This window comes from Clostridioides sp. ES-S-0006-03 (genome assembly GCF_020662275.1).
Lineage (GTDB): Bacteria > Bacillota > Clostridia > Peptostreptococcales > Peptostreptococcaceae > Clostridioides.
Genome location: NZ_JADGMM010000009.1, coordinates 54315 through 75567 on the forward strand (window position 1 = coordinate 54315; position 21253 = coordinate 75567).

General features: G+C 26.6%; 22 protein-coding genes. 16 read left to right on the top strand and 6 right to left on the bottom strand.

Annotated features, from left to right (window positions below):
- The first annotated feature begins 1 nt into the window (after nucleotide 1).
- The 5 genes from argJ (at nucleotide 2) to IR151_RS13075 (ending at nucleotide 5200) form a co-directional block, all read left to right on the top strand.
- Nucleotides 2–1219 (top strand): bifunctional glutamate N-acetyltransferase/amino-acid acetyltransferase ArgJ, encoded by a 1218-nt coding sequence (gene argJ, locus IR151_RS13055; RefSeq protein ID WP_227435055.1) that lies wholly within the window; start codon nucleotides 2–4, stop codon nucleotides 1217–1219.
- A 13-nt stretch (nucleotides 1220–1232) separates the two neighbouring features.
- Complete coding sequence (argB, locus tag IR151_RS13060; RefSeq protein ID WP_227435056.1) at nucleotides 1233–2093, top strand: acetylglutamate kinase; 861 nt, start codon at nucleotides 1233–1235, stop codon at nucleotides 2091–2093.
- 51 nt (nucleotides 2094–2144) lie between these two features.
- The gene (locus tag IR151_RS13065; protein ID WP_255613184.1) at nucleotides 2145–3338 is read left to right on the top strand and encodes an aspartate aminotransferase family protein; all 1194 of its coding nucleotides are present in this window, start codon (nucleotides 2145–2147) and stop codon (nucleotides 3336–3338) included.
- Between the two features lie 106 nt (nucleotides 3339–3444).
- The gene (gene argF / locus IR151_RS13070) at nucleotides 3445–4467 is read left to right on the top strand and encodes an ornithine carbamoyltransferase (RefSeq protein WP_227435057.1); all 1023 of its coding nucleotides are present in this window, start codon (nucleotides 3445–3447) and stop codon (nucleotides 4465–4467) included.
- A 124-nt stretch (nucleotides 4468–4591) separates the two neighbouring features.
- Nucleotides 4592–5200 (top strand): DUF4878 domain-containing protein, encoded by a 609-nt coding sequence (locus IR151_RS13075; RefSeq protein WP_227435058.1) that lies wholly within the window; start codon nucleotides 4592–4594, stop codon nucleotides 5198–5200.
- 377 nt (nucleotides 5201–5577) lie between these two features.
- On the opposite strand, the gene IR151_RS13080 is transcribed toward IR151_RS13075, so the two are convergent.
- The 4 genes from IR151_RS13080 to IR151_RS13095 form a co-directional block, all read right to left on the bottom strand.
- Nucleotides 5578–6795 (bottom strand): M20 family metallo-hydrolase, encoded by a 1218-nt coding sequence (locus IR151_RS13080; protein ID WP_227435060.1) that lies wholly within the window; start codon nucleotides 6793–6795, stop codon nucleotides 5578–5580.
- A 230-nt stretch (nucleotides 6796–7025) separates the two neighbouring features.
- Entirely contained in the window at nucleotides 7026–7664 is a 639-nt protein-coding gene (locus IR151_RS13085; protein WP_227435062.1) for an ABC-2 transporter permease, read from the bottom strand.
- The gene (locus IR151_RS13090) at nucleotides 7664–8527 is read right to left on the bottom strand and encodes an ABC transporter ATP-binding protein (RefSeq protein WP_227435063.1); all 864 of its coding nucleotides are present in this window, start codon (nucleotides 8525–8527) and stop codon (nucleotides 7664–7666) included. Before IR151_RS13090 ends, IR151_RS13085 begins: the two co-directional genes overlap by 1 nt.
- The gene (locus IR151_RS13095; protein WP_227435065.1) at nucleotides 8524–8898 is read right to left on the bottom strand and encodes a GntR family transcriptional regulator; all 375 of its coding nucleotides are present in this window, start codon (nucleotides 8896–8898) and stop codon (nucleotides 8524–8526) included. The genes IR151_RS13090 and IR151_RS13095 overlap by 4 nt, the downstream gene beginning before the upstream one ends.
- A gap of 423 nt (nucleotides 8899–9321) precedes the next feature.
- Between IR151_RS13095 and IR151_RS13100 the strand changes: the two genes are divergently transcribed.
- The 5 genes from IR151_RS13100 (at nucleotide 9322) to IR151_RS13120 (ending at nucleotide 14465) form a co-directional block, all read left to right on the top strand.
- Nucleotides 9322–9666 carry a replication/maintenance protein RepL gene (locus tag IR151_RS13100; protein WP_227435067.1) on the top strand — a complete coding sequence of 115 codons (345 nt, stop codon included), beginning with the start codon at nucleotides 9322–9324 and terminating at the stop codon, nucleotides 9664–9666.
- Nucleotides 9667–9682: 16 nt separating this feature from the next.
- Nucleotides 9683–10279: a hypothetical protein gene (locus IR151_RS13105; protein ID WP_227435068.1), complete on the top strand. Its 597-nt coding sequence runs from the start codon at nucleotides 9683–9685 to the stop codon at nucleotides 10277–10279.
- A 36-nt stretch (nucleotides 10280–10315) separates the two neighbouring features.
- The gene (gene clpB, locus IR151_RS13110) at nucleotides 10316–12910 is read left to right on the top strand and encodes an ATP-dependent chaperone ClpB (protein ID WP_227435070.1); all 2595 of its coding nucleotides are present in this window, start codon (nucleotides 10316–10318) and stop codon (nucleotides 12908–12910) included.
- Nucleotides 12911–13193: 283 nt separating this feature from the next.
- On the top strand, nucleotides 13194–13664 hold the full coding sequence (locus tag IR151_RS13115; protein ID WP_227435071.1) for a methylated-DNA--[protein]-cysteine S-methyltransferase: 471 nt from the start codon (nucleotides 13194–13196) through the stop codon (nucleotides 13662–13664).
- A gap of 660 nt (nucleotides 13665–14324) precedes the next feature.
- Nucleotides 14325–14465, top strand: a complete 141-nt coding sequence (locus IR151_RS13120; protein ID WP_227435245.1) for a hypothetical protein — start codon at nucleotides 14325–14327, stop codon at nucleotides 14463–14465.
- Here the strand turns inward: IR151_RS13120 and IR151_RS13125 are convergent.
- A complete protein-coding gene (locus IR151_RS13125) occupies nucleotides 14462–14833 on the bottom strand; it encodes a helix-turn-helix domain-containing protein (RefSeq protein ID WP_227435072.1) in 372 nt (123 codons plus the stop codon). The genes IR151_RS13120 and IR151_RS13125 overlap by 4 nt on opposite strands.
- Nucleotides 14834–15471: 638 nt before the next feature.
- On the opposite strand from IR151_RS13125, the gene IR151_RS13130 reads away from it, so the two are divergent.
- A complete protein-coding gene (locus IR151_RS13130; protein ID WP_227435074.1) occupies nucleotides 15472–15729 on the top strand; it encodes a hypothetical protein in 258 nt (85 codons plus the stop codon).
- Between the two features lie 260 nt (nucleotides 15730–15989).
- Here the strand turns inward: IR151_RS13130 and IR151_RS13135 are convergent, their stop codons facing one another.
- On the bottom strand, nucleotides 15990–16664 hold the full coding sequence (locus IR151_RS13135; protein ID WP_227435075.1) for a VanZ family protein: 675 nt from the start codon (nucleotides 16662–16664) through the stop codon (nucleotides 15990–15992).
- Nucleotides 16665–16927: 263 nt separating this feature from the next.
- Here IR151_RS13135 and IR151_RS13140 point away from each other — a divergent pair, with 263 nt between their 5' ends.
- The 5 genes from IR151_RS13140 (at nucleotide 16928) to ilvD (ending at nucleotide 20984) form a co-directional block, all read left to right on the top strand.
- Nucleotides 16928–17227: a hypothetical protein gene (locus IR151_RS13140; RefSeq protein ID WP_227435077.1), complete on the top strand. Its 300-nt coding sequence runs from the start codon at nucleotides 16928–16930 to the stop codon at nucleotides 17225–17227.
- 145 nt (nucleotides 17228–17372) lie between these two features.
- Nucleotides 17373–17573: a DUF5071 domain-containing protein gene (locus IR151_RS20255; RefSeq protein ID WP_255613183.1), complete on the top strand. Its 201-nt coding sequence runs from the start codon at nucleotides 17373–17375 to the stop codon at nucleotides 17571–17573.
- Nucleotides 17486–17755 (top strand): DUF5071 domain-containing protein, encoded by a 270-nt coding sequence (locus tag IR151_RS13145; RefSeq protein WP_255613182.1) that lies wholly within the window; start codon nucleotides 17486–17488, stop codon nucleotides 17753–17755. The genes IR151_RS20255 and IR151_RS13145 overlap by 88 nt, the downstream gene beginning before the upstream one ends.
- A gap of 763 nt (nucleotides 17756–18518) precedes the next feature.
- A complete protein-coding gene (locus IR151_RS13150) occupies nucleotides 18519–19172 on the top strand; it encodes a TVP38/TMEM64 family protein (protein ID WP_227435078.1) in 654 nt (217 codons plus the stop codon).
- 156 nt (nucleotides 19173–19328) lie between these two features.
- Nucleotides 19329–20984, top strand: a complete 1656-nt coding sequence (gene ilvD, locus IR151_RS13155; RefSeq protein ID WP_227435080.1) for a dihydroxy-acid dehydratase — start codon at nucleotides 19329–19331, stop codon at nucleotides 20982–20984.
- The last annotated feature ends 269 nt before the right edge of the window (nucleotides 20985–21253 follow it).

The following is a 21253-nucleotide window of genomic DNA, read 5'->3' on the forward strand; positions in this document are numbered from 1 at the left end:
AATGGAGATTATAAAAGGTGGAGTTACAGTTCCAGAAGGGTTTGTTGCTTCAGGAATTCACTGTGGCTTAAGAAAAAATAAAGAAAAGAGGGACTTAGCTTTAGTTTATTCAGATATTTTATGTGATGCAGCAGCAGTAGTTACTCAAAATAAAGTTAAAGGAAATCCAGTTTATGTAACACAGGAGCATATTAAAAATGGAAAAGCACAAGCGATTATAGTCAATAGTGCTAATGCTAACACATTTAATGGAAAAGAAGGTCTTATAAACGCATATAAAATGGCTAAATTTACTAGTGAAAAATTAAATATTAAAGAAGATGATGTTTTGGTTGCATCTACTGGTGTTATAGGAAAACCACTAAATATAGATTTAATAGAAAAAAATATGGATGAGTTAGTAAGTAATCTCAGTAAACAAGGTCATATTGGAGCAAGAGAAGCAATTATGACAACTGACATTATAAAGAAAGAAATAGCAGTAGCAATAATGTATGGAGATAAAAAAATAACTATTGGAGGTATGGCAAAAGGTTCAGGAATGATACATCCTAATATGGCAACAACATTGGGATTTATAACGACAGATGCAAATATCGATAGCGTTCTCTTAAAAGAAGCTCTAAAAAGTGCAGTTGATAAAAGTTTTAATAGAGTTAGTGTAGATGGAGATACAAGTACTAATGATATGGTAATGATTTTGGCAAATGGAAAAGCGAAAAATGAGAGAATGGATGAAAAAGATGAACATTATCAAGTATTTTTAAGTGCGCTTACATATGTTTGTATAGAACTTGCTAAACTTGTTGCTAAAGATGGAGAAGGATGTACAAAATTAATTGAATGCTATATAAATGGAGCACTAAGTGAAGAACATGCAGTAAAGTTAGCAAAAACAGTTATATCTTCTTCCTTGGTAAAGACAGCTGTATTTGGAGCTGATGCAAATTGGGGAAGAATATTGTGTGCTTTAGGATATGCGGGTGAAGAAATAGATATGGAAAAAGTAGATATTATTTTTGAAAGCATGAAAGGATATATAGAAGTATGTAAACAGGGAAATGGGTTGGATTTTAATGAAGAAAAAGCGAAAAAAATTCTTGAAGATGATGAAATAAGTATATTAGTAGATTTGAACATGGGAAATGCTAGAGGAAATGCATGGGGATGTGATTTAAGTTATGATTATGTAAGAATAAATGGAAGTTATAGAAACTAGGAGGAAATGCTTAATGATTGATATAGAAAAAGCAAATACACTGATAGAAGCTTTACCATATATAGAAAAGCATCAAGGCAAAACTATTGTAGTTAAGTATGGTGGAAGTGCAATGAAAAAAGATGGTTTAAAAGAGTCTGTTATGGAAGACCTTGTACTTATGAGTTATGTTGGAATAAATATAGTTTTAGTACATGGTGGAGGAGCAGAAATCAATAAAATGCTTGCTAAAGTAGATATAGAAAGTAAATTTGTAAATGGGCTTAGATATACAGATGAAGAAACTATGGAAATTGTAAAAATGGTCTTAGCTGGAAAGGTAAATAAAGACTTAGTAAACAAGATACATACAAAAGGCGGAAGAGCAGTAGGGCTTTGTGGGATAGATAATAATATGATTTTATGTGACCCATATAAAAATTATGAACTAGGATTTGTTGGAGAAATAAAGAAAGTAAATGTTGAACTTATAGAATCTTGCTTGAAATCAGGCTATATTTCAGTAATTGCAACTATTGGAGTAGGAGAAGATGGTGAGACCTATAATATAAATGGAGATACAGCAGCATCAGCTATAGCTAAAGAATTAAATGCAGATAAGCTGATACTTCTTACTGATGTGCCAGGTCTTTTAAGAGATCCAGATGAAGAAAAGTCATTGATAACAGAAGTTATACTAGATGATGTTGATAAGCTATTTGATGAAGGTATAATTACTGGTGGCATGATACCTAAGATACATGGATGTGTAGACGCTTTGAATAATGGGGTAAATAGAGTTCATATTTTAGATGGAAGAGTTCCTCATTCTATAATAACAGAGTTATTTACTGATAGTGGAATAGGCACATTAATAAGAAAAGAAAATGAATAAGAAAATAAGTTAAATATAAAAAAGATTATAACTTAAGTGAGGATGATAAAAATGAAGATAAATAACAATAATATAGTTTCAAAATGGGAGGAATATTTCATAAATACATATAGCCAACCTGATTTTATTATAGATTATGGCGAAGGTAGTTGCTTTTTTGATACTAAAGGCAATAAATATATAGATTTTACAAGCGGATACGGAGTGTCTTCTCTTGGATATAGTAATAATAATTTAAAAACTGCTTTAAAGGAGCAAGTGGATAAATTATTACATACATCAAACTTATATTTCAATGGTCCAGTATTGTCTGTAGGAGAAAAAATAATTAATATAAGTGGATTGGATAAAGTATATTTTTGTAACTCTGGAACAGAAGCAAATGAAACTGCTTTTAAAATAGCAAGAAAGTACAGTAGTGATAAATATGGTGAAGGAAGAGGGACAATCATAAGTTTAAAGGATTCTTTTCATGGTAGAACAATGATGTCTTTGATGGCAACTGGTATGGATAAGTACCATAAATATTTTTATCCACTTCCCGAAGGATTTAAATATGTAGAAAAAAACGATATTGAAGATTTTAAAAATAATATTGATTCAACTGTTTGTGCAGTAATTCTTGAAGCAGTTCAAGGTGAAGGTGGAGTTAATGTTCTTGAAAAAGATTATATTTTAGAACTTGTAAAAATATGTAAAGAAAAAGACATAGCAGTAATATTTGATGAAGTTCAATGTGGCATAGCAAGAACGGGGAAACTTTTTGGATATGAATATTTTGATGTAAAACCAGATATTGTTACAATTGCAAAAGGTTTAGGCGCAGGGATACCAATAGGAGGAGTATTAGTAAATGAAAAATTTTCAAAAGTTTTAGGAAAAGGAGACCAAGGTACAACATTTGGAGGGAATTTATTAGCTATGGTGGCAACTTCTGTTGTGTTAGATGAAATATCTAAAGAAGGATTTTATGAAGATGTGTTAGAAAAAGGAGATTATATAAGAAAATCTATTGAAAATTTTAATAGTACAATCGTAGTAAAGACAAAAGGTATGGGCTTGATGATAGGAATCGAAACTACTATTGAATCTAGCACTATAGAAGAAAAAGCTAGAAAAAAAGGATTACTTATTTTGACTGCTGGAAAGAATGTACTTAGATTTTTACCACCTTTAACTATTAGCTACAAGGAGATAAATGAAGCTCTTGAAATTTTAAAAGATATATTACTAGAAGATAATTAAGTTATTAAAAGATTCATTGTTAGGGTGAGAATTAGAGTAGATAAAAATATATGAAACTAAAAATTTTATAGCATTTAAATAAATTTACAAAAAGGGGAAAATCAATATGAATAATATAAGTTTAAAAGGAAAGAGTTTTTTAACATTAAAGGATTTTACAAAAGAGGAAATTAGATATTTATTAACTTTATCTAGTTATTTAAAAACTAAGAAGAAGGTTGGTATAAAAGGAGATTTATTGCAAGGTAAAAATATAGCATTATTGTTTGAGAAGACATCAACAAGAACTAGATGTTCGTTTGAGGTGGCTGCTCATGATGAAGGTGCTCATGTAACTTATCTAGGACCCAATGACTGCCATATGGGTAAAAAAGAATCTGTATCCGATACAGCAAAAGTTTTAGGAAGATTTTATGATGGTATAGAATTTAGAGGATTTAAACAGGAAACAGTTGAAAGTTTAGCAAAATACTCTGGAGTACCTGTTTGGAATGGCCTTACAGATGAATATCACCCAACTCAAATACTTGCAGATTTTCTAACAGTAATTGAAAATGTAGATAAAGATTTAAATAAAGTTAAATTTGTTTATGTTGGGGATGCTAGAAATAATATGGGTAACTCATTGATGATAGGATGTGCTAAAATGGGAATTCATTTTGTAGCGCTTGCTCCTAAAGAACTTTGGCCAAATGAAAAGTTAGTTGAAGATATGAAAGAAATAGCTAAAAAGTCTAAAGGAGATATATTGTTAACTGAAAATATTGATGATGTAAAGGGTGCTGATGTTATATATACAGATGTATGGGTTTCTATGGGAGAAGAAGAACAATATGAAGCGAGAATAAATCAACTTAAAGATTATCAAGTGAATATGGATATGATAAAGAAAACTGAAAATGAAAATGTTATATTTTTACATTGTCTTCCAGCTTTTCATGATTTAGAAACTAAAGTTGGTCAAGAAATTTATGAAAAGTTTGGATTATCAGAATTAGAGGTTACTGACGAGGTATTTAATTCCAAGTATTCAAAAGTATTTGAAGAGGCAGAAAATAGAATGCATACTATAAAGGCTGTTATGGTTTCTACTATGACTGATGTAAATATGAATAATAATTTAATATAAATATTTTTTAATCTAGATTTATGTTTTGATAAAAGTCATAAATATTCTAAATATATTATTAAAAATCCTCATTATATGTTAAAATAATTTATGTATCAACAAATTAAGAGGGAGGATTTGAGATATGAAAAAAATCATATTACTTTTAACAACTTTTTTATTAGCAATATCTTTGACAGCATGTTCAAGTGCAAAACCAGAAGATACAATCAATAATTTTTTTAGTAGTGCAAAGAAATTTGACTTTGAAGGTATGAACAAAGCTATGGAAAATAATGATGAAAAATATAAGGATATACTAAAAGAATTAGAAACAGAAGACCCAAGTACACAGTATGTTTTAGATTATCTAAAACATAATGCATCTAAAATAACATACACAATAAAAGACAGTGAGATTAAAGATAATAATGCAAAAATTCAAGTAGAGTGTAAGTTTGTAGATTCAACACCATTACTTAAAGAAATAGTGGCTGAAGCATTTACAAAGATGCTTGGCATGAGTTTTTCAGGTCAAGATTTAACAGATGAGAAAACAACTGAAATGTTAGTGTCAATTATGAAAGAAAAGCAAAAAAGTGTTGAAGAAACTTTTGTAACAAAAACTGTAGAGTTTGAATGTACTAAGAAAGATAATAAATGGATAATAAGTTCAGCTAATGATGCACTGGCTGATGTATTATTATCTAATCTTGTTACAGCAGGAGAGGAATTTTCTAACTCTATGAGTTAAGTTGAATATTAAATTGGAACTATAATAAAAAATGAATATATAACATTTATAAGGGATATCAGCTTTGGTATCCTTTATATTTTTAAGGTAAATAGATAAAAATCAATGGAGATATTAAAAATAATTTGAATATTTATTGTCATTATTAGAAAAATATTTACTGTATAATATATATTATTTAAAATGAGATAATTACGAATAGAATGTATAATTATAAGTAAGACATATATCTAATGGAAATGATAGATGTGATATTATTGATGAGAAATCAACTTTTATATAAATAGAATTAGAAGGTAGCAATTAGAGTTAGTTGCTACCTTTTTCATGTTTATTTTCTTTTTTTATACATCAGAATGAAGAGTATTATTGTAAAATTATTTTAGATTAAGATTATCTAGTATTTTTAAAAATATTTTTACTGCAATATCTAAATCATTCACAGTAACATTTTCATTAGGATTATGACTTATGCCTTCAGTACATCTTATAAATACCATGCCTATATCAGTTATATTATCCATTTCTTGAGCATCATGACCAGCGCCACTATAAATATAAAATGGGTTGAGATTTAAATCCACAAAACTTTTTTCTATAACTTTTGTCATTTTATCAGAACATGGTACAGGAACATTTTCAAAAGAGAGTTCACTTGTATAATTAAGTTTTCTATTTTGACATATGCGAGTTATTTCATCAAATATTTTTATTACTGAAGTATCAAGAGTTTCTTGTGAACATGAGCGGACGTCAAGAGTAAAATCAACCCTTTCAGGAACTACATTTGATGATGATGGATAGAAATTCATCTTTCCAACTGTAGCAACTAAATCAGGCGTTATCTTAGCTATATTTTCAATTGATAATACACATTCACAAGCACAACATCCAGCATCAAATCGCATATCCATTGGGAGTGTTCCAGCATGGCCAGATTTGCCATTTACTGATATTTTAAAACTCTTAAATCCTGTAATACTTGAAACAATACCAGCAGGAAGAGCATTGTTTTCTAAGACAGGTCCCTGTTCGATATGGAATTCTAAATAAGCATCAATATCTTTTCTAGGGTGTAAATTTATTAAATTTTTAGTATCAAATCCAAATTTTGTTACAGCTTCTTCAAGCGTGATTCCATTTTCATCAACAGATTTGAGTAGTTCCTCTTTAAAAGTACCAGCAAAAACTTTACTTCCCATTAGAGATGTTTCAAATCTTGTTCCTTCTTCCTCAGCGAATGCAACTAATTTAATATTAAATGGATAAGACTTATTATTATTTATAGATTCTTCAAGTCCAATTAGAGGAACAATTATTCCTAGCATTCCATCAAATATACCTCCACATTTTACACTATCTTGATGAGATGCAACTACTAATGTAGGTGCGTTTAAGAAATTAGATTTATATGTACCTATAATATTTCCAATATCGTCAATTTCAATATCAAGATTCAAATTTTTCATCCAAGAACTTATTAATTCAATCGATTTTTTATGCTCATCAGTTAATATAAGTCTTGTAAGTCCTGTTGTTGTTGAACTTATTTTTCCTAATGTTTGTAAATAATCCATACATCTTTGTCCTAACATGTGTACCCTCCTAAAAATATAATTGTCAACTAAATTTATCAGATAATTATATTATATCAGTATATTTAGAAAATAATAGGATGTTACTGAATAAATAAATAATAAAAAAATAAAAATCCTAGTAGAAATAAATTCATAAAAAACAAAAATACTATCAAATTTTACCCTGATAGTATTTTTATAAAATCTTTTATAAAACCACTTAAATATAAAACTAGTGTTAATATCTTTTACACTTCTTTTTTACAATAAATTTTTGTAGAAATAAAATATGAAATTACAAATAATAAAATCGCAATAAATGGAAGAGAATAAACTAAAGTATTAAGTATAATTTCAATAGAAATACTTGAATTAAATCTTTCCAAAAGACTTTTAAATCCTAATATTGCAGCAGTAGGAAGTAAAAAGCATGCAATCATTAATAAACGAGCTTTTTCTGTACCAAATTTATAAATAAGTGGTAAAATAAGGCTAGCAAAACATACTGAAATTGATAAAATTAATCCTGTAATAACTAAAGTATCATCTAAAACAAGTGTATTTTTAAAATATCCATTAACAATGCTAATAATAAGTGAAAAAAATACACCTATAAAGCTAAATATTAACATAGTTAAATATTTACTTAATACAATAGTGTCACGTTTGATAGGCATTGTAAGTACATAGCTATCCCATTTATTTAAATCATCATATGAAAATGTTGAAACAATCATTGTTGTACATAAAACTATAATAACACCTATAAAACTACTGTTATTTCCATCTCCAACAGAAGAGATATATCCAAATACAATCATAAATAAAATTAGAAATTTTATATTGCTTTTTAAATTAAGTAAGTCTTTTAAAATTAGTCCCTTCATTATTTATCACCTCTTACATAAAATAACATAATTTCTTCAATTGATGTATTATCAACTATAAGGTTTGGATGTTTTGTAATAAATTTATACTTATCTTTAAGTAGTACTTCATATCCAAACTGGCTTTTACGATAATATAAATAATCTTCATTTGTAAGTTTAGCAAAATCATTAGAATTACATTTTAAGATACCCATAGTATCGATTAATTCATCTTTGCTTTCGCTAAATACAATTTTCCCCTTATGTATAAATGTAATATAATCTGCTATTTTGTCTAAATCACTTGTAATATGTGAAGATAAAATAATAGAATGTTCTTCATCTTGTATAAAATCTAAGAATATATCCAATATTTCTTCTCTTACAATAGGGTCAAGTGAACTAGTTGCTTCATCTAATATTAATAACTTTGGTTTATGAGATAAAGCTACAGCAATACTAAGTTTCATTTTATTACCTTTTGAAAATTCTTTAATTAGTTTATTATTTGGAACTCTTAGTTGTTTTAAATATTCTTTAAATAGTCTATCATCCCAGTTTTTATAGATATGGCTCATAATTTTTGAGATATTATTTGTATTTAAATTCTCATGAAAGTTGCTTCCTTCAAATACGACACCAATTTGTTCTTTGATTTCTTTTTCATTTTTTATGTTATCAAGGCCAAAGATTTCAATATTTCCACTATCATAAGATATTAAATTTAAAATTGATTTTAGTGTAGTAGTTTTTCCTGCACCATTTTCACCTACAAATCCCATTATAGAGCCTTTTGGTACTGAAAAAGATACATCTTGTAATGCAAAATTTTTGTAAACTTTGTTTAGGTTTTTTATAGTTATTGCGTCCATAATTATCATTCTCCCTTATATAATAAAAGTAAAATATCTTGTAACTCATTATATGTAATGCCACTACTTTGAGCTGTATCAACTGCTTTTTGTAGGTATTCTTCGATTAAACGAAGTTGTTCTTCTTTAACAAAATCCATATTTTTTCCAGATACGAAACTACCTTTACCAGTAACTGTTTCAATAAATCCATCATGTTCTAAATCACTATATGCTCGTTTTGTAGTAATTACACTTATTCTAAGTTCTTTTGCTAATAATCTCATACTTGGAAGAGCAGTACCTTCTGGCAACTCTCCACTTATAATCATACTTTTAATTTGTGTAGTAATTTGTTCGTATATTGGCTTGCCACTTGAATTACTAATAACTATATTCAATTAAACACCTCCTTAAATTGTATATATAGTATATATACATTATATAAATATATATATACTATGTCAAGTAAACTTACAAAAAAATAATTGGAAATATTATGTGTTTAGTGGTTTTACTCTGTAGAAAAGATTATTTTACTGAGCATATTAAAATTTTTAAAAAAAATTTACAAATATTATTCAAAAATCTTACCAATAAATTGAAAATACTGATTTTAAAAAACAATAAAGTTTAGCTTATAGATAAACAAAAGTTTAGTTTATAGATAAACTTTTGTTATTTTTGTTTTTGACATACATATTTTTTTGTAATATATTTATATTATCAATTAGAGATAAGGAGAGTGAGAAGAGATATTTAATTTAGATAAGGCATTAAAAAAAGATTTAAATCAAGAATACACAGAAAGTAGAAATTTGGTTATGAACAAAAGTAAATATATGAATGTTTGCTTTAAAAATTATATCAAAGTGGCAGAAGGAATGTATACTAAAAGAGATTTAATTCCAATAAAATTAATAAATTCTATGGATAAAAATAATAAGATTAGGAAAACACTACATGAATTATCTTGCGAATTTGAATATCCAAAGACTTCCTTGTCTTCATTGTTTACAGAACTAAAAAAATTAGATTTTTTACAGAAAGTAAAAAATGGTGAGTATATGATAAATCCACATATAGCATATAAAGGAAATAAAGCTGATAAAGAAAGTTTACTAGAAGAATATAATCAGATAAAAAGACCTAATAAGGTTAGTAAATAAGGAAGAAGGTTTTTATATGAGTTTAAAACTTGATAGAAATGTTCTACAGTGGTTTGATTATGTATTTGAAAATGAAGAAACTAGTTTGAGATATTATAATTTTGAATGTACATTAAAAGAGATTAGCCCCACTAGTTTAAACAGAGTAGCATTTATATTAGAAAAAAATAATTCTGAATACTGGAAGTTGTATTTTGAAATACCAGCTGAAGTTACTTTGAAACTTAAACAAAACATTCATCCTTTATTTAGAGAGTATATATATGAACAAATATCACTGTATAACGATAATCAAATTTACAATTTTGTAAATTCAAATTTATTAAAAGTGTTTAATAATATTGCAATTTACCAATATAATCTTTTAGAAAATCTATATACTATTGATTTTAGAAAGAGTTTTATAGATAAGTGCCAATATTTGTTAATAGGTGAAAAAAGACTTATAGATGAAGATTTATATCTAAGAGCAAAATCAAAAGAAGTGTTTGATTTTTTTAATTCAGATGGAACCTTTAATCTGACATTAAGTTTTGACATACAAAAAAATGAAAGTTTGCTTGATAGTCTTTTAGAGCTTAGAAAATCAATAATCATAAATGAGAGAATTTAATTTATTTGGATATAATATTAAAATGGAGGGATTTATATGGACGTAGAAAAAATGACTTTAAGAGTTCAAAAAAGTTTAAATGAGGCTTATAATGAAGCAGTAAAAAATCATAACCAACAAGTAGATGTAATTCATCTTTTTTCAGCACTTATTAATCAAGAAGATGGATTAATACCAAATATAGTAGAAAAGATGAATATATCAATAGATTCTTTAAGAAATACTGTAAACTTTGAAATGGATAAACTTCCAAAAGTATATGGAGAAGGAGCAGATTCACAAGGAGTGTCAGCTACTAGAAAAATAAATGAAGTACTTATAAAAGCAGAAAGTATTTCTAAAGAATTTAAAGATTCATATATAAGTGTTGAACATGTTATGCTTGCAATGATGGAAACAGAATCAAAATCAGTTGTTGGTAAAATATTGAAACAATATAATATAAATAAAAATGATTTTTTAAATGTTTTATCACAAGTTAGAGGTAGTCAAAGGGTAGAAACACAAGACCCAGAAGGAACATATGATGCACTTGCTAGATATGGAACAAATTTAGTAGATTTAGCTAAAAAAAATAAATTAGATCCTGTAATTGGAAGAGATGAAGAAATAAGAAGAATTATAAGAATTTTATCAAGAAGAACAAAAAATAACCCTGTATTAATTGGTGAACCAGGTGTAGGTAAAACTGCGATAGTTGAAGGCTTAGCAGAGAGAATAGTAAGAGGAGATGTACCAGAAGGATTAAAAGATAAAATAGTATTTTCTCTTGATATGGGCGCATTGATTGCTGGTGCAAAATATAGAGGAGAATTTGAAGAAAGATTAAAGGCTGTCTTAAAAGAAGTTCAAAGTTCTGATGGAAAAATCATTCTATTTATAGATGAGATTCATACTATAGTTGGTGCTGGTAAAACAGAAGGCTCAATGGATGCAGGTAACCTGATTAAGCCTATGCTTGCAAGAGGAGAGTTAAATTGTATTGGTGCAACTACTTTTGATGAGTACAGAAAATATATAGAAAAAGATAAAGCCCTTGAAAGACGTTTCCAACCTGTAATTGCAGAAGAACCTACTGTTGAAGATACAATATCTATACTTAGAGGACTTAAAGAAAGATTTGAGATACATCATGGAGTAAGAATTCATGATAATGCTATTGTAGCAGCAGCAAAACTTTCTCATAGATATATACAAGATAGATTTTTACCAGATAAAGCAATAGATTTAATAGATGAAGCTGGAGCTATGATTCGTAGTGAAATAGATTCATTGCCAACAGAATTAGATGTGGTTAGAAGAAAATTATTTACACTAGAAACTGAGAGAGAAGCTTTGCTTAAAGAAAATGATGATAAGAGTAAGACAAGATTAGAAGATATTCAAAAGGAAATAGCAGAGTTAAAATCTAAAAATGATGAAATGACTGCTAAATATGAAAAAGAGAAGAGTCAAATACTAGATATCAAAAATTTAAAATCTCAATTAGATGAAGCTAAAGGAAAAGCTGAAAAGTACGAAAGAGAATATGATTTTAACAAAGCAGCAGAGGTTAAATATGGTGAAATACCTAAATTAGAAGAGCAAATAAAGAAATATGAAGAAAGTATGAATGATGGTTCTGAAAACTCACTTTTAAAAGAAGAAGTTACAGAAGAAGAAATATCTAATATTGTATCAAAGTGGACAGGTATACCAGTAACTAAATTAGTCGAAGGTGAAAGAGAAAAGCTACTTAAGCTAGAAGATGAACTTCATGAGAGAGTTATTGGACAGAATGAAGCTGTTACAGCAGTTTCAAATGCAGTAATACGTGCAAGAGCTGGCCTAAAAGATGAAAGAAAACCAATTGGTTCATTTATATTCTTAGGGCCTACAGGAGTTGGAAAAACTGAACTTGCAAAAACTCTTGCTAGAAATTTATTTGATAGTGAAGACAATATAATTAGAATTGACATGTCTGAATATATGGAAAAACATGCTGTATCAAGATTAGTAGGACCTCCTCCAGGATATGTAGGATATGAAGAGGGCGGACAACTTACAGAAGCAGTTAGACGTGCACCTTATTCTGTAATATTATTTGATGAGATAGAAAAAGCACATGAAGATGTATTTAATATGTTTTTACAAATATTAGATGATGGTAGACTTACTGATAATAAAGGTAAGACTGTAGACTTCAAAAATACTCTTATAATAATGACCTCTAATATAGGAAGTAATTATTTATTAGAAGCAGGTGGAAATATAACAGATACTACTAACAGTCTTGTAATGAATGAGATGAAGCATAGATTTAAACCTGAATTTCTAAATAGAGTAGATGATATTATAATGTTTAAACCTTTAGACCAAGATAATATCAAGAAAATTATAGACATATTTATGGAAGATTTAAAAAATAGATTAAAAGAAAAAGATATTTCTATTGAGGTTACAGATTCAGCTAAAGATGTAATGGTGAGAGAAGGTTATGACCCTGTGTATGGTGCAAGACCTCTTAAGAGATATATAGGAAATACATTAGAAACTATAATTGCAAGAAAACTTATTGCTGGAGATATATATAATGGATGTACTATAGTTATAGATGGGCAAGATGAAAATATTGAAGTTTTAGTTAAGTAATAAAAAGTCAGTAGAGCAAAATGTATGGTTTGATACATCATGCTCTACTGACTTTCTTGTTCATTAATGTTAATTAATTTATATATTTATGATTTTAATAAGGAAGATATAATTAGTTTTATTATTTATATAATATAGGGTATTAATTGATTTTATATAAAACAAATATTTTTAAACAGAGTAAAGTTTTTTTATTAAAAGTTGATAAAATATATGATATAAATAAGTAAAACTATTAATCATAACTGAAGATAAAAATAAATATGGAAGGATATAGTGCTCAATGAAAAATATATTTTACTATGAAACTAAAATTGGGAAAATAGGAATATCAGAAGAAAATAATTACATTACAGATTTATTCTTTGGGATACAAGAATTATCTTGTGAAAAATATACAGTTAAAGAGACTAAAATTATAAAAGATGCAAATAAACAACTAAGTGAATATCTAAATGGTGATAGAAAAAAATTTGATTTACCATTACATCCATCAGGAAGTGAGTTTAGTAAACAAGTGTGGAGTGAACTTTGTAAAATTCCATATGGAGAAACAAGAACTTATCTAGAATTAGCGAATACAATCAATAGACCTAAATCATATAGAGCAGTGGGGTTGGCCAATAGTAAAAATCCTATTTCTATTTTTATACCTTGCCATAGGCTTATTGGTTCTAATGGAAGTTTAAGAGGTTATTTGGGCGGAATAAAAACAAAGGATTATTTATTAAAACTGGAAAGTGAAAATAAATAATAGAATTATATAGTAAGTACATATTGAAAAGATAATACTTATAATGAAAATTAACTTTATTTTCATTAATAATTAAGTTCCAATAATTAAGTTATGAAAACTTAAACTCTCAATAATAAAAATAGTTTCAAGCTAAATAAATTTTACTACACAAATATAAAGTGAATAACATAAATAAAAGATAAATAGTATTTTGTGAGAAAAATTTGAAGTGTAGTCAGGTAAATCTAGCCTCTTTAGAAAGTGGATTTTAATTATGTTTATAAATGGTAAAAAAATACTGATAATGATAGTTAGTAAACTATAATTATCAGTATTTTTTATACTTTATCAAGTACTAAAAAGTAGATTAAATAAACATAAAAATTTATATATTTATACAAAATTTTATAATAAGAATTATCTTAAAAAATATATAAAAACATAAAAAATATACAAAATTCTACAATAATAGATTTTTTTGTTATAATTACGAGTTTTTTATTGCATCTGTAGAATAAAAGTATTATTATATAGTTAAGATAATTATCCAAGAAAATTTTGGATAAGAGAAAAATATTTTATGAAATGAAAAAATCATAATTACATAATTTTTATTAAAAATTTGTTGGGAATCTTTGAATAAAATTAAGAACATAGGTTCGCTGGGGGATGGTGTATGTGGAAAAATCAAATACTACTATTATAAGAAAGGAAAAAATTAAAGACACAGGAATTAAATTAGATTTTTTATTGAGTGTAGATATTGATTTTTATGAACTGTTATTAGAAATATTGGAAAAAGTAAAAGAAGAGAACTAATTCTCTTCTTTTAAAAATCTCTTTATATAAGCATTATCAATCATTTTTTCTATAGCCTCTCTATCTTCTTCTTCAAGTGAATATATCTTTTCTAAAAGCTGCTTTGTTTTTTCACTAACTGATAAACTTTCTATTATTAATTTGTCTTCTCTATTTATTTTTGTATTTTCATTTATACCTAATAAATAATCTGTAGATGTCTTCAGTGATTTTGCTAATCTTACTATTATTTCACTTTTAGGTTCTCGCAGATTATTTTCATAACGTGATAAACTAGCTTCAGTTATACCAACTTTAGTAGCAAGTTCCTTTTGATTTATATTCAACTCTTTTCTTAGCTTTGCTATTCTATCTCCTAAACTTTCCATATGTACATCACTCCTTACCGAAATTATAAGTTATTTTGCTGAAAAGTAAAATAAAATTACCAAAAATATATAAAAAAAGAAAAAAGATAAGAAAAAAGATTGATAATTACCGTTTGTATATATATAATATAAATTATACAAATGGTAATTTATGGAAGGGTGATATGTTGAATGGAAGCAAATCAAAATTAAAAATGATGCTATAAAAAAAATAATGAAATTATTAAAAATAAATCCTATAATACATTTATTTGAAGAAAATATAAAAATAAGTTTATAGAAAAGAGATATATATGTTGCAAAATATTGAGTTTTGATATAAATGATTTAATATACAAATGATTTGAATAAAAATTTTTATTAATACAATTACCAAATGTATAAATCAACATGGAAAGGGTGGTAAGGATAAGTTTTACTAAGTGAAATAGATTGTATAATGATGTTGGAATAATCAACAAATGATTTATTATGGAAATAAAAAAGAGAACTAATTAGCAAGGCTTTTAGGATTAAAGAAACTCTCAAAAGAGAAAGATGGTATATAAATATGTAATGGTAAAAGTTTTAATTATGTCAAAATAGTATATAACAAGGAAATGACTTAAAAATAAATTAAATATATTGGAGAATTTGAAATGATAATAATTAGAAGCCAGGATAAAACTAATTTAATGAAAGTTAGTAAAATTGAAATAAATGATAATCAAATATATGTAACATTTGAAGATATGTATAATACTAGGAAGATAGGATGTTATGAAAGTAAAGAGAGAGCAATACAAGTATTAGATAAGATACAAAATTTTATTGAGAATGGCACTGAATATGATTATATAACTGCTAATAAAGTTAGATGTAATGTAAATCGAATATTTCAAATGCCAATTAAGTAAGGTTATTATATTAGGCTATTCAGATTTGAAAATTATTCTAATAATTTTGTTGAAAGTGATTATAATTAAAATTTATTTTAAATATTGTTTTTGCTATAATCAAGCAGAAAAGTGAAAATAGGTATTATCAATAAGATAAAAAGTTATTGTTAAATATATTAAAGAATAAAATACCCTGTTCTTAAGGTAGTAAGAATGGGTATTTTATTTGTACATAAATATTAAGATAAAATGTAAAGCTAATAGATACATTAAATTATCTAATAAGTGATATAAAAATTATACAATAGAAATTCTCCTAAAACAGCTAATATTAAGTACATAATAGCTTCATTTTTAGGTAGGTTAATAGTTTTTCTATTTGTATCATCATCAGCTTCAACAGCAATTTCATCTTGAAGAATCTGTTCATATCGATGTGCAAAGACAGTCTTTTTACTTATATAATTAAATAAATTATCTATACATATCCATATGAAGTATCCCAAAATAGCACCTAGAGTATTCATCATCAAATCATCAATATCTGTGGTTCTATGATTAAATAATTGACAAATCTCAATTGCCAATGAAAAGCTTAGTCCAGTACATAATATGCTAATAAAATTTCTAAATCTTTTCCAAATCAAAGGAAGTAAAAATCCTAAAGGCATAAACATGATGATATTTAGAATGTAGGTTAAAGCACCACTTGAACTAAATGGAATTAAATTTATTTCATCTAGTCTAATAATTTCACCATATCTACCTATATCCCATATACTTCCAATACCTGCTTTGCTAAGTGCTAAGTAAATATAAAACAAAAAAACATAGACCCATATTAGATGTGTTACTAAATTCCTTTTTTCTTTTAAATTTACTCTTCTTATAACAATTATTTGGTATATTAAACAAGGTAATATTGCACAAAATAACGGATAAAGTGTACACATAATTTTAATTTATCTCCCTCCAAAATTTATATTTTTGACCTTATAAATACTATCTTTATTGTAATCTTTAAAAATAAACTTTTCTTTAATAAAACCTTAAAAATTTATTAACTTATAAAAATAAACTATGTATCCTTATAAGACTTAGAAAATTGAATCTTCTACACTTAATATGTAAGTATTTAAAAATTTTATCATATGTATAAATATTATAAATATATGGAAATAATAATAGTATATATTGGTAAAATAGGAGGAATTGTATGAAATGGATTAAATGGTATAGTATTACATGTATATGTATTTTTGCTCTTATAACTTTTTTTATGTTGATGTTTCCTAATAAAGTAAAAATACTTGATGCTTCATCTGCATATAGTTTTATTGAAAAAAAAGTGCCAAATAATGCTAGCTATCAAGGATATAAGAGGAATCAAATTGATGGTACTACTACAATTTATTATAATTATAATAATTCAACTCATGTAGTAAAATTATCACACCCTGAATATAATTCGAGAGCGATTAACTGGGATAAAGTTTCAAATATTATATTTGATTAACTTAAAATTAGTACTTATATACAAGTATATTAAGTTATAATTTGTTTTACATTTGTAAATGTAGATATTAGAATCTAAACATAAACGATTTTTGTCTATCTTGAAGATAAGGCAATTATTGTGTGTTAGACTGGAGAAATAGATTATGAAAAATGTCGAAGAACTACTTCCAAAAGATAAGTTTGATAACTGTAATATTGAAAAATTAAAATTATTATCTGATGAAGAGATAAAACCTATTTGCCTTAAGCTTTTAGAATGGATACAAGATTACAATTGGCCTGTTGCAAAATATATATTGCCTGTATTGGCATTACATCAAGAAATTATTACTCCATTGATATAGATATTCTTACCCCAGAGGAACAAGATGATGATTGGAAATATTGGATAATCGTATGTCTATTACCAATGTTCACAGATAAAAAACTTGAACCAATTATACCTTTTATAAAGAGAATTGCAGAAAAGCCAACAAAATGGGAAAATACTTCAGAAGTAGATGAGGTTGCGAGAAAATTATTATAATTAAGGTTATGAGTATTTTTGGAGTGTGCTTTATTAGATAAGATATGTATAATAGTTCAACTTTACAAAACTATGCTATTATGTGATATGCAGTTAAAAATATGGGATTTTAGAAAATAATTATTTTATGAAGGTTTATGGATTTATATATGAATATATGAAGATATTTTAGACTTATATTCTCCAAAAAATATTGTTGATAGAATACAAATAGCAGTGTATTTCTAATATACTTATATACCTAAAAACATTCTCTTAATGGGAATGTTTTTTATTTATTAAAAAATCAATATTTATTAATGCATGAAATAATAAAGCTCATATTTTCTATAAATAATACTATCTTACATCTTATTAAAAAAATTTTCTAAGGAATACAATAAAAAATAATTATTTAGTTTAATTGTGTAATTTATTGATATTTTTTAGATTTTTTGTAATTAGTTAATATAAAAATGTATTATAATGATATTATTGAAACTTGAAAATCTGATAAAGAGATAATATCATAAGAAGTGATTACTATTAACTTTCATCTAATAAGTCTAAATCATATAGAATCTGAATTAATTAATATTAAAAATCTTATTTTAATTTTTGATGTAGGATTATTAACTTTGATGAAATTTTAAAAAGTCATGAAGAAGTTATTTAGATGGAATATAAATAAAGGGTTATTTATTGAAACTTAAAAAAGAAGATAAACAATAGAGATATACAATAAATACACATAGAAAGGATGATATTTATTATAAAAAGGAATTTGAAAGGAATTGTTACAGCACTTATCATTGTTATTTTTATACTCATTTATTATGCATTTTTTAGGGGTATTACAGCAGAGCAAATACGTCAATATGTGCAATCATATGGAAACTATGCACCCTTTGTATATATATTGATTTTCTCAATTTTGCCAATTACTTTTTTTCCCGTTCCAGTATTAGCATTGGCTGGAGGATTAGCATTTGGATTGTGGAAAGGGACACTTTATACGATAATAGGTGCAGGTGTTAATAGTGCAATTATGTTTATGATGGCAAAGGTATTAGCTAAGGATGCCATAACTAAGTTTTTAAAAAATAGATTATCACCATCTTTATGGAAACTTTTTATGGAGGCAGATGAGAAGAGAGGATTTTTTATTATATTTGTATTAAGATTGATACCAATTACTCCATATAATCTGATAAACTATGGAGCAGGGCTTACTAATATAAGATTTAGTAGCTATATGTTTGCAACACTTATTGGTATTTTACCAGGAACATTAGTGTTCTTAAATATAGGAGATAAAGCTATTGATATCACTAATCCTTCTTTTATAATTTCTATAGTGTTGTTGTTTTTATTAATAATAACATCTTTAATATTGGCAAAAAAGATTTCTCCAACTAGTATATCTAAGAGAGAATAACTATTTAATTTATTTGTGTAAGATATTAATATAAAATAGTAATATTTTTATATTAATATCTTTTAATATTTTTTGGGTTTTTTGTAATTAATTGATATAAAAATATATTATAATAATATTATGAAAATTTTTAAAATATAAGAAAGAGGTAATACCATGAGAAGCGATATAAAAAAAGGAATAGAGGGAGCTCCAAAGAGAGCATTAATGTATGGAATGGGTCTTACTAGAGAAGAAATTGAAAGACCATTAATAGGTATAGTAAATGCACAAAATGAAGTGATTCCTGGTCATCTTCATCTTGATGAAATAGCAGAAGCAGCAAAAAATGGAGTGAGAATGAGTGGTGGATTACCATTAGAATTTCCGGCTATAGGAGTTTGTGATGGTATAGCTATGGGGCATGTTGGAATGAATTATTCACTTGCTTCAAGAGAATTAATAGCCGATTCTATAGAGGCAATGGCAATGGCACATGGTTTTGATGCTTTAGTACTTATACCTAATTGTGATAAAATAGTCCCAGGAATGTTAATGGCGGCTGCAAGACTTAATATACCAAGTGTTGTTGTAAGTGGAGGTCCTATGCTTCCAGGAAAAGCAAATGGAAAAGTATATGACTTTAACTCTGCAATGGAAGGTGTTGGCGCTTGTAAGGATGGAACAATGAGTGAAGAAGAGCTAGAAGTGTTGGCAATGAATTCTTGTCCTGGATGTGGTTCATGTTCTGGGCTTTTTACAGCTAATAGTATGAATTGTTTAACAGAGGCACTAGGTATGGGTATTCCATATAATGGTACTGCTGCTTCACATTCAGGAGAAAGAAAAAGAATAGCAAAATATGCAGGTATGTATGTTATTGAACTTCTTAAGAATAATATAAAGCCTAGAGATATTTTGACAATAGACGCTTTTAAAAATGCAATAACTGTAGATATGGCAATGGCTGGTTCTACAAATACAGTGCTTCATTTACCTGCAATAGCCTATGAAGCAGGAATAGAACTTAATTTAGATTTATTTGATGAAATAAGTGAAAAAACTCCTTGTTTAACAAAATTAAGTCCAAGTGGTAAGCATCATATCGAAGATTTACATATGGCAGGAGGAATACCAGCTATAATGAATGAACTTTCAAAGATAAAAGGAATAAATTTAGATTGTAAAACAGTAACAGGCGAGTCTATAAGAGAAAACATAAAAAATTGTGAGATAAAGAATGAAGAAGTAATACATACATTAGAAAATACATATAGCAGTCAAGGTGGCCTATCAATTTTAAGAGGTAATCTTGCTGTAAATGGAGCAGTTGTAAAAAAATCAGCAGTAGCAGAGGAAATGTTGATTCATGAAGGTCCAGCAAGAGTTTTTAATTCAGAAGAAGAAGCTGTTAGTGCTATATTTGACAAAAAAATAAACAAAGGTGATGTTATAGTTATAAGATATGAAGGTCCAAAAGGAGGGCCAGGAATGAAAGAAATGTTATCTCCTACATCAGCAGTTGCGGGAATGGGGCTTGATAAGCATGTAGCACTTCTTACTGATGGGCGTTTTTCAGGAGCTACCAGAGGGGCATCTATAGGGCATATTTCTCCAGAAGCTATGGAAGGTGGTTTAATAGGAATAGTTGAAGAAGGAGATATAATTTCTATAAATATACCAGATAAAAAATTAGAACTAAAAGTAAGTGAAGTAGAAATAGAAAATAGAAAATCAAAATTTAAGCCTTTAGAACCAAAAATAAAGCATGGATATTTAAGTAGATATGCTAAGCTGGTTACATCAGCAAATACAGGGGCAGTTTTGAAATAGTAAATATATTAAAAAAGTAGAGAATATTAAATACTAACAGGATATCTTAAAAAGTTTTTACCATAAATAAGATATCCTATTTTATTGTTTTAAATGTATAAAATATTTTATATCCTACAAAAAAGTAAATTATCTATAAAAGTAAATCTGTATATGTAAGCAAATCTTTATTTTGATATAACATATAAATTTTATTTTGTAGACAATAAAATATGACTCCTAAAAATAAAAAACATATCATAAATATAAATAGATGAGTATAAGCATGT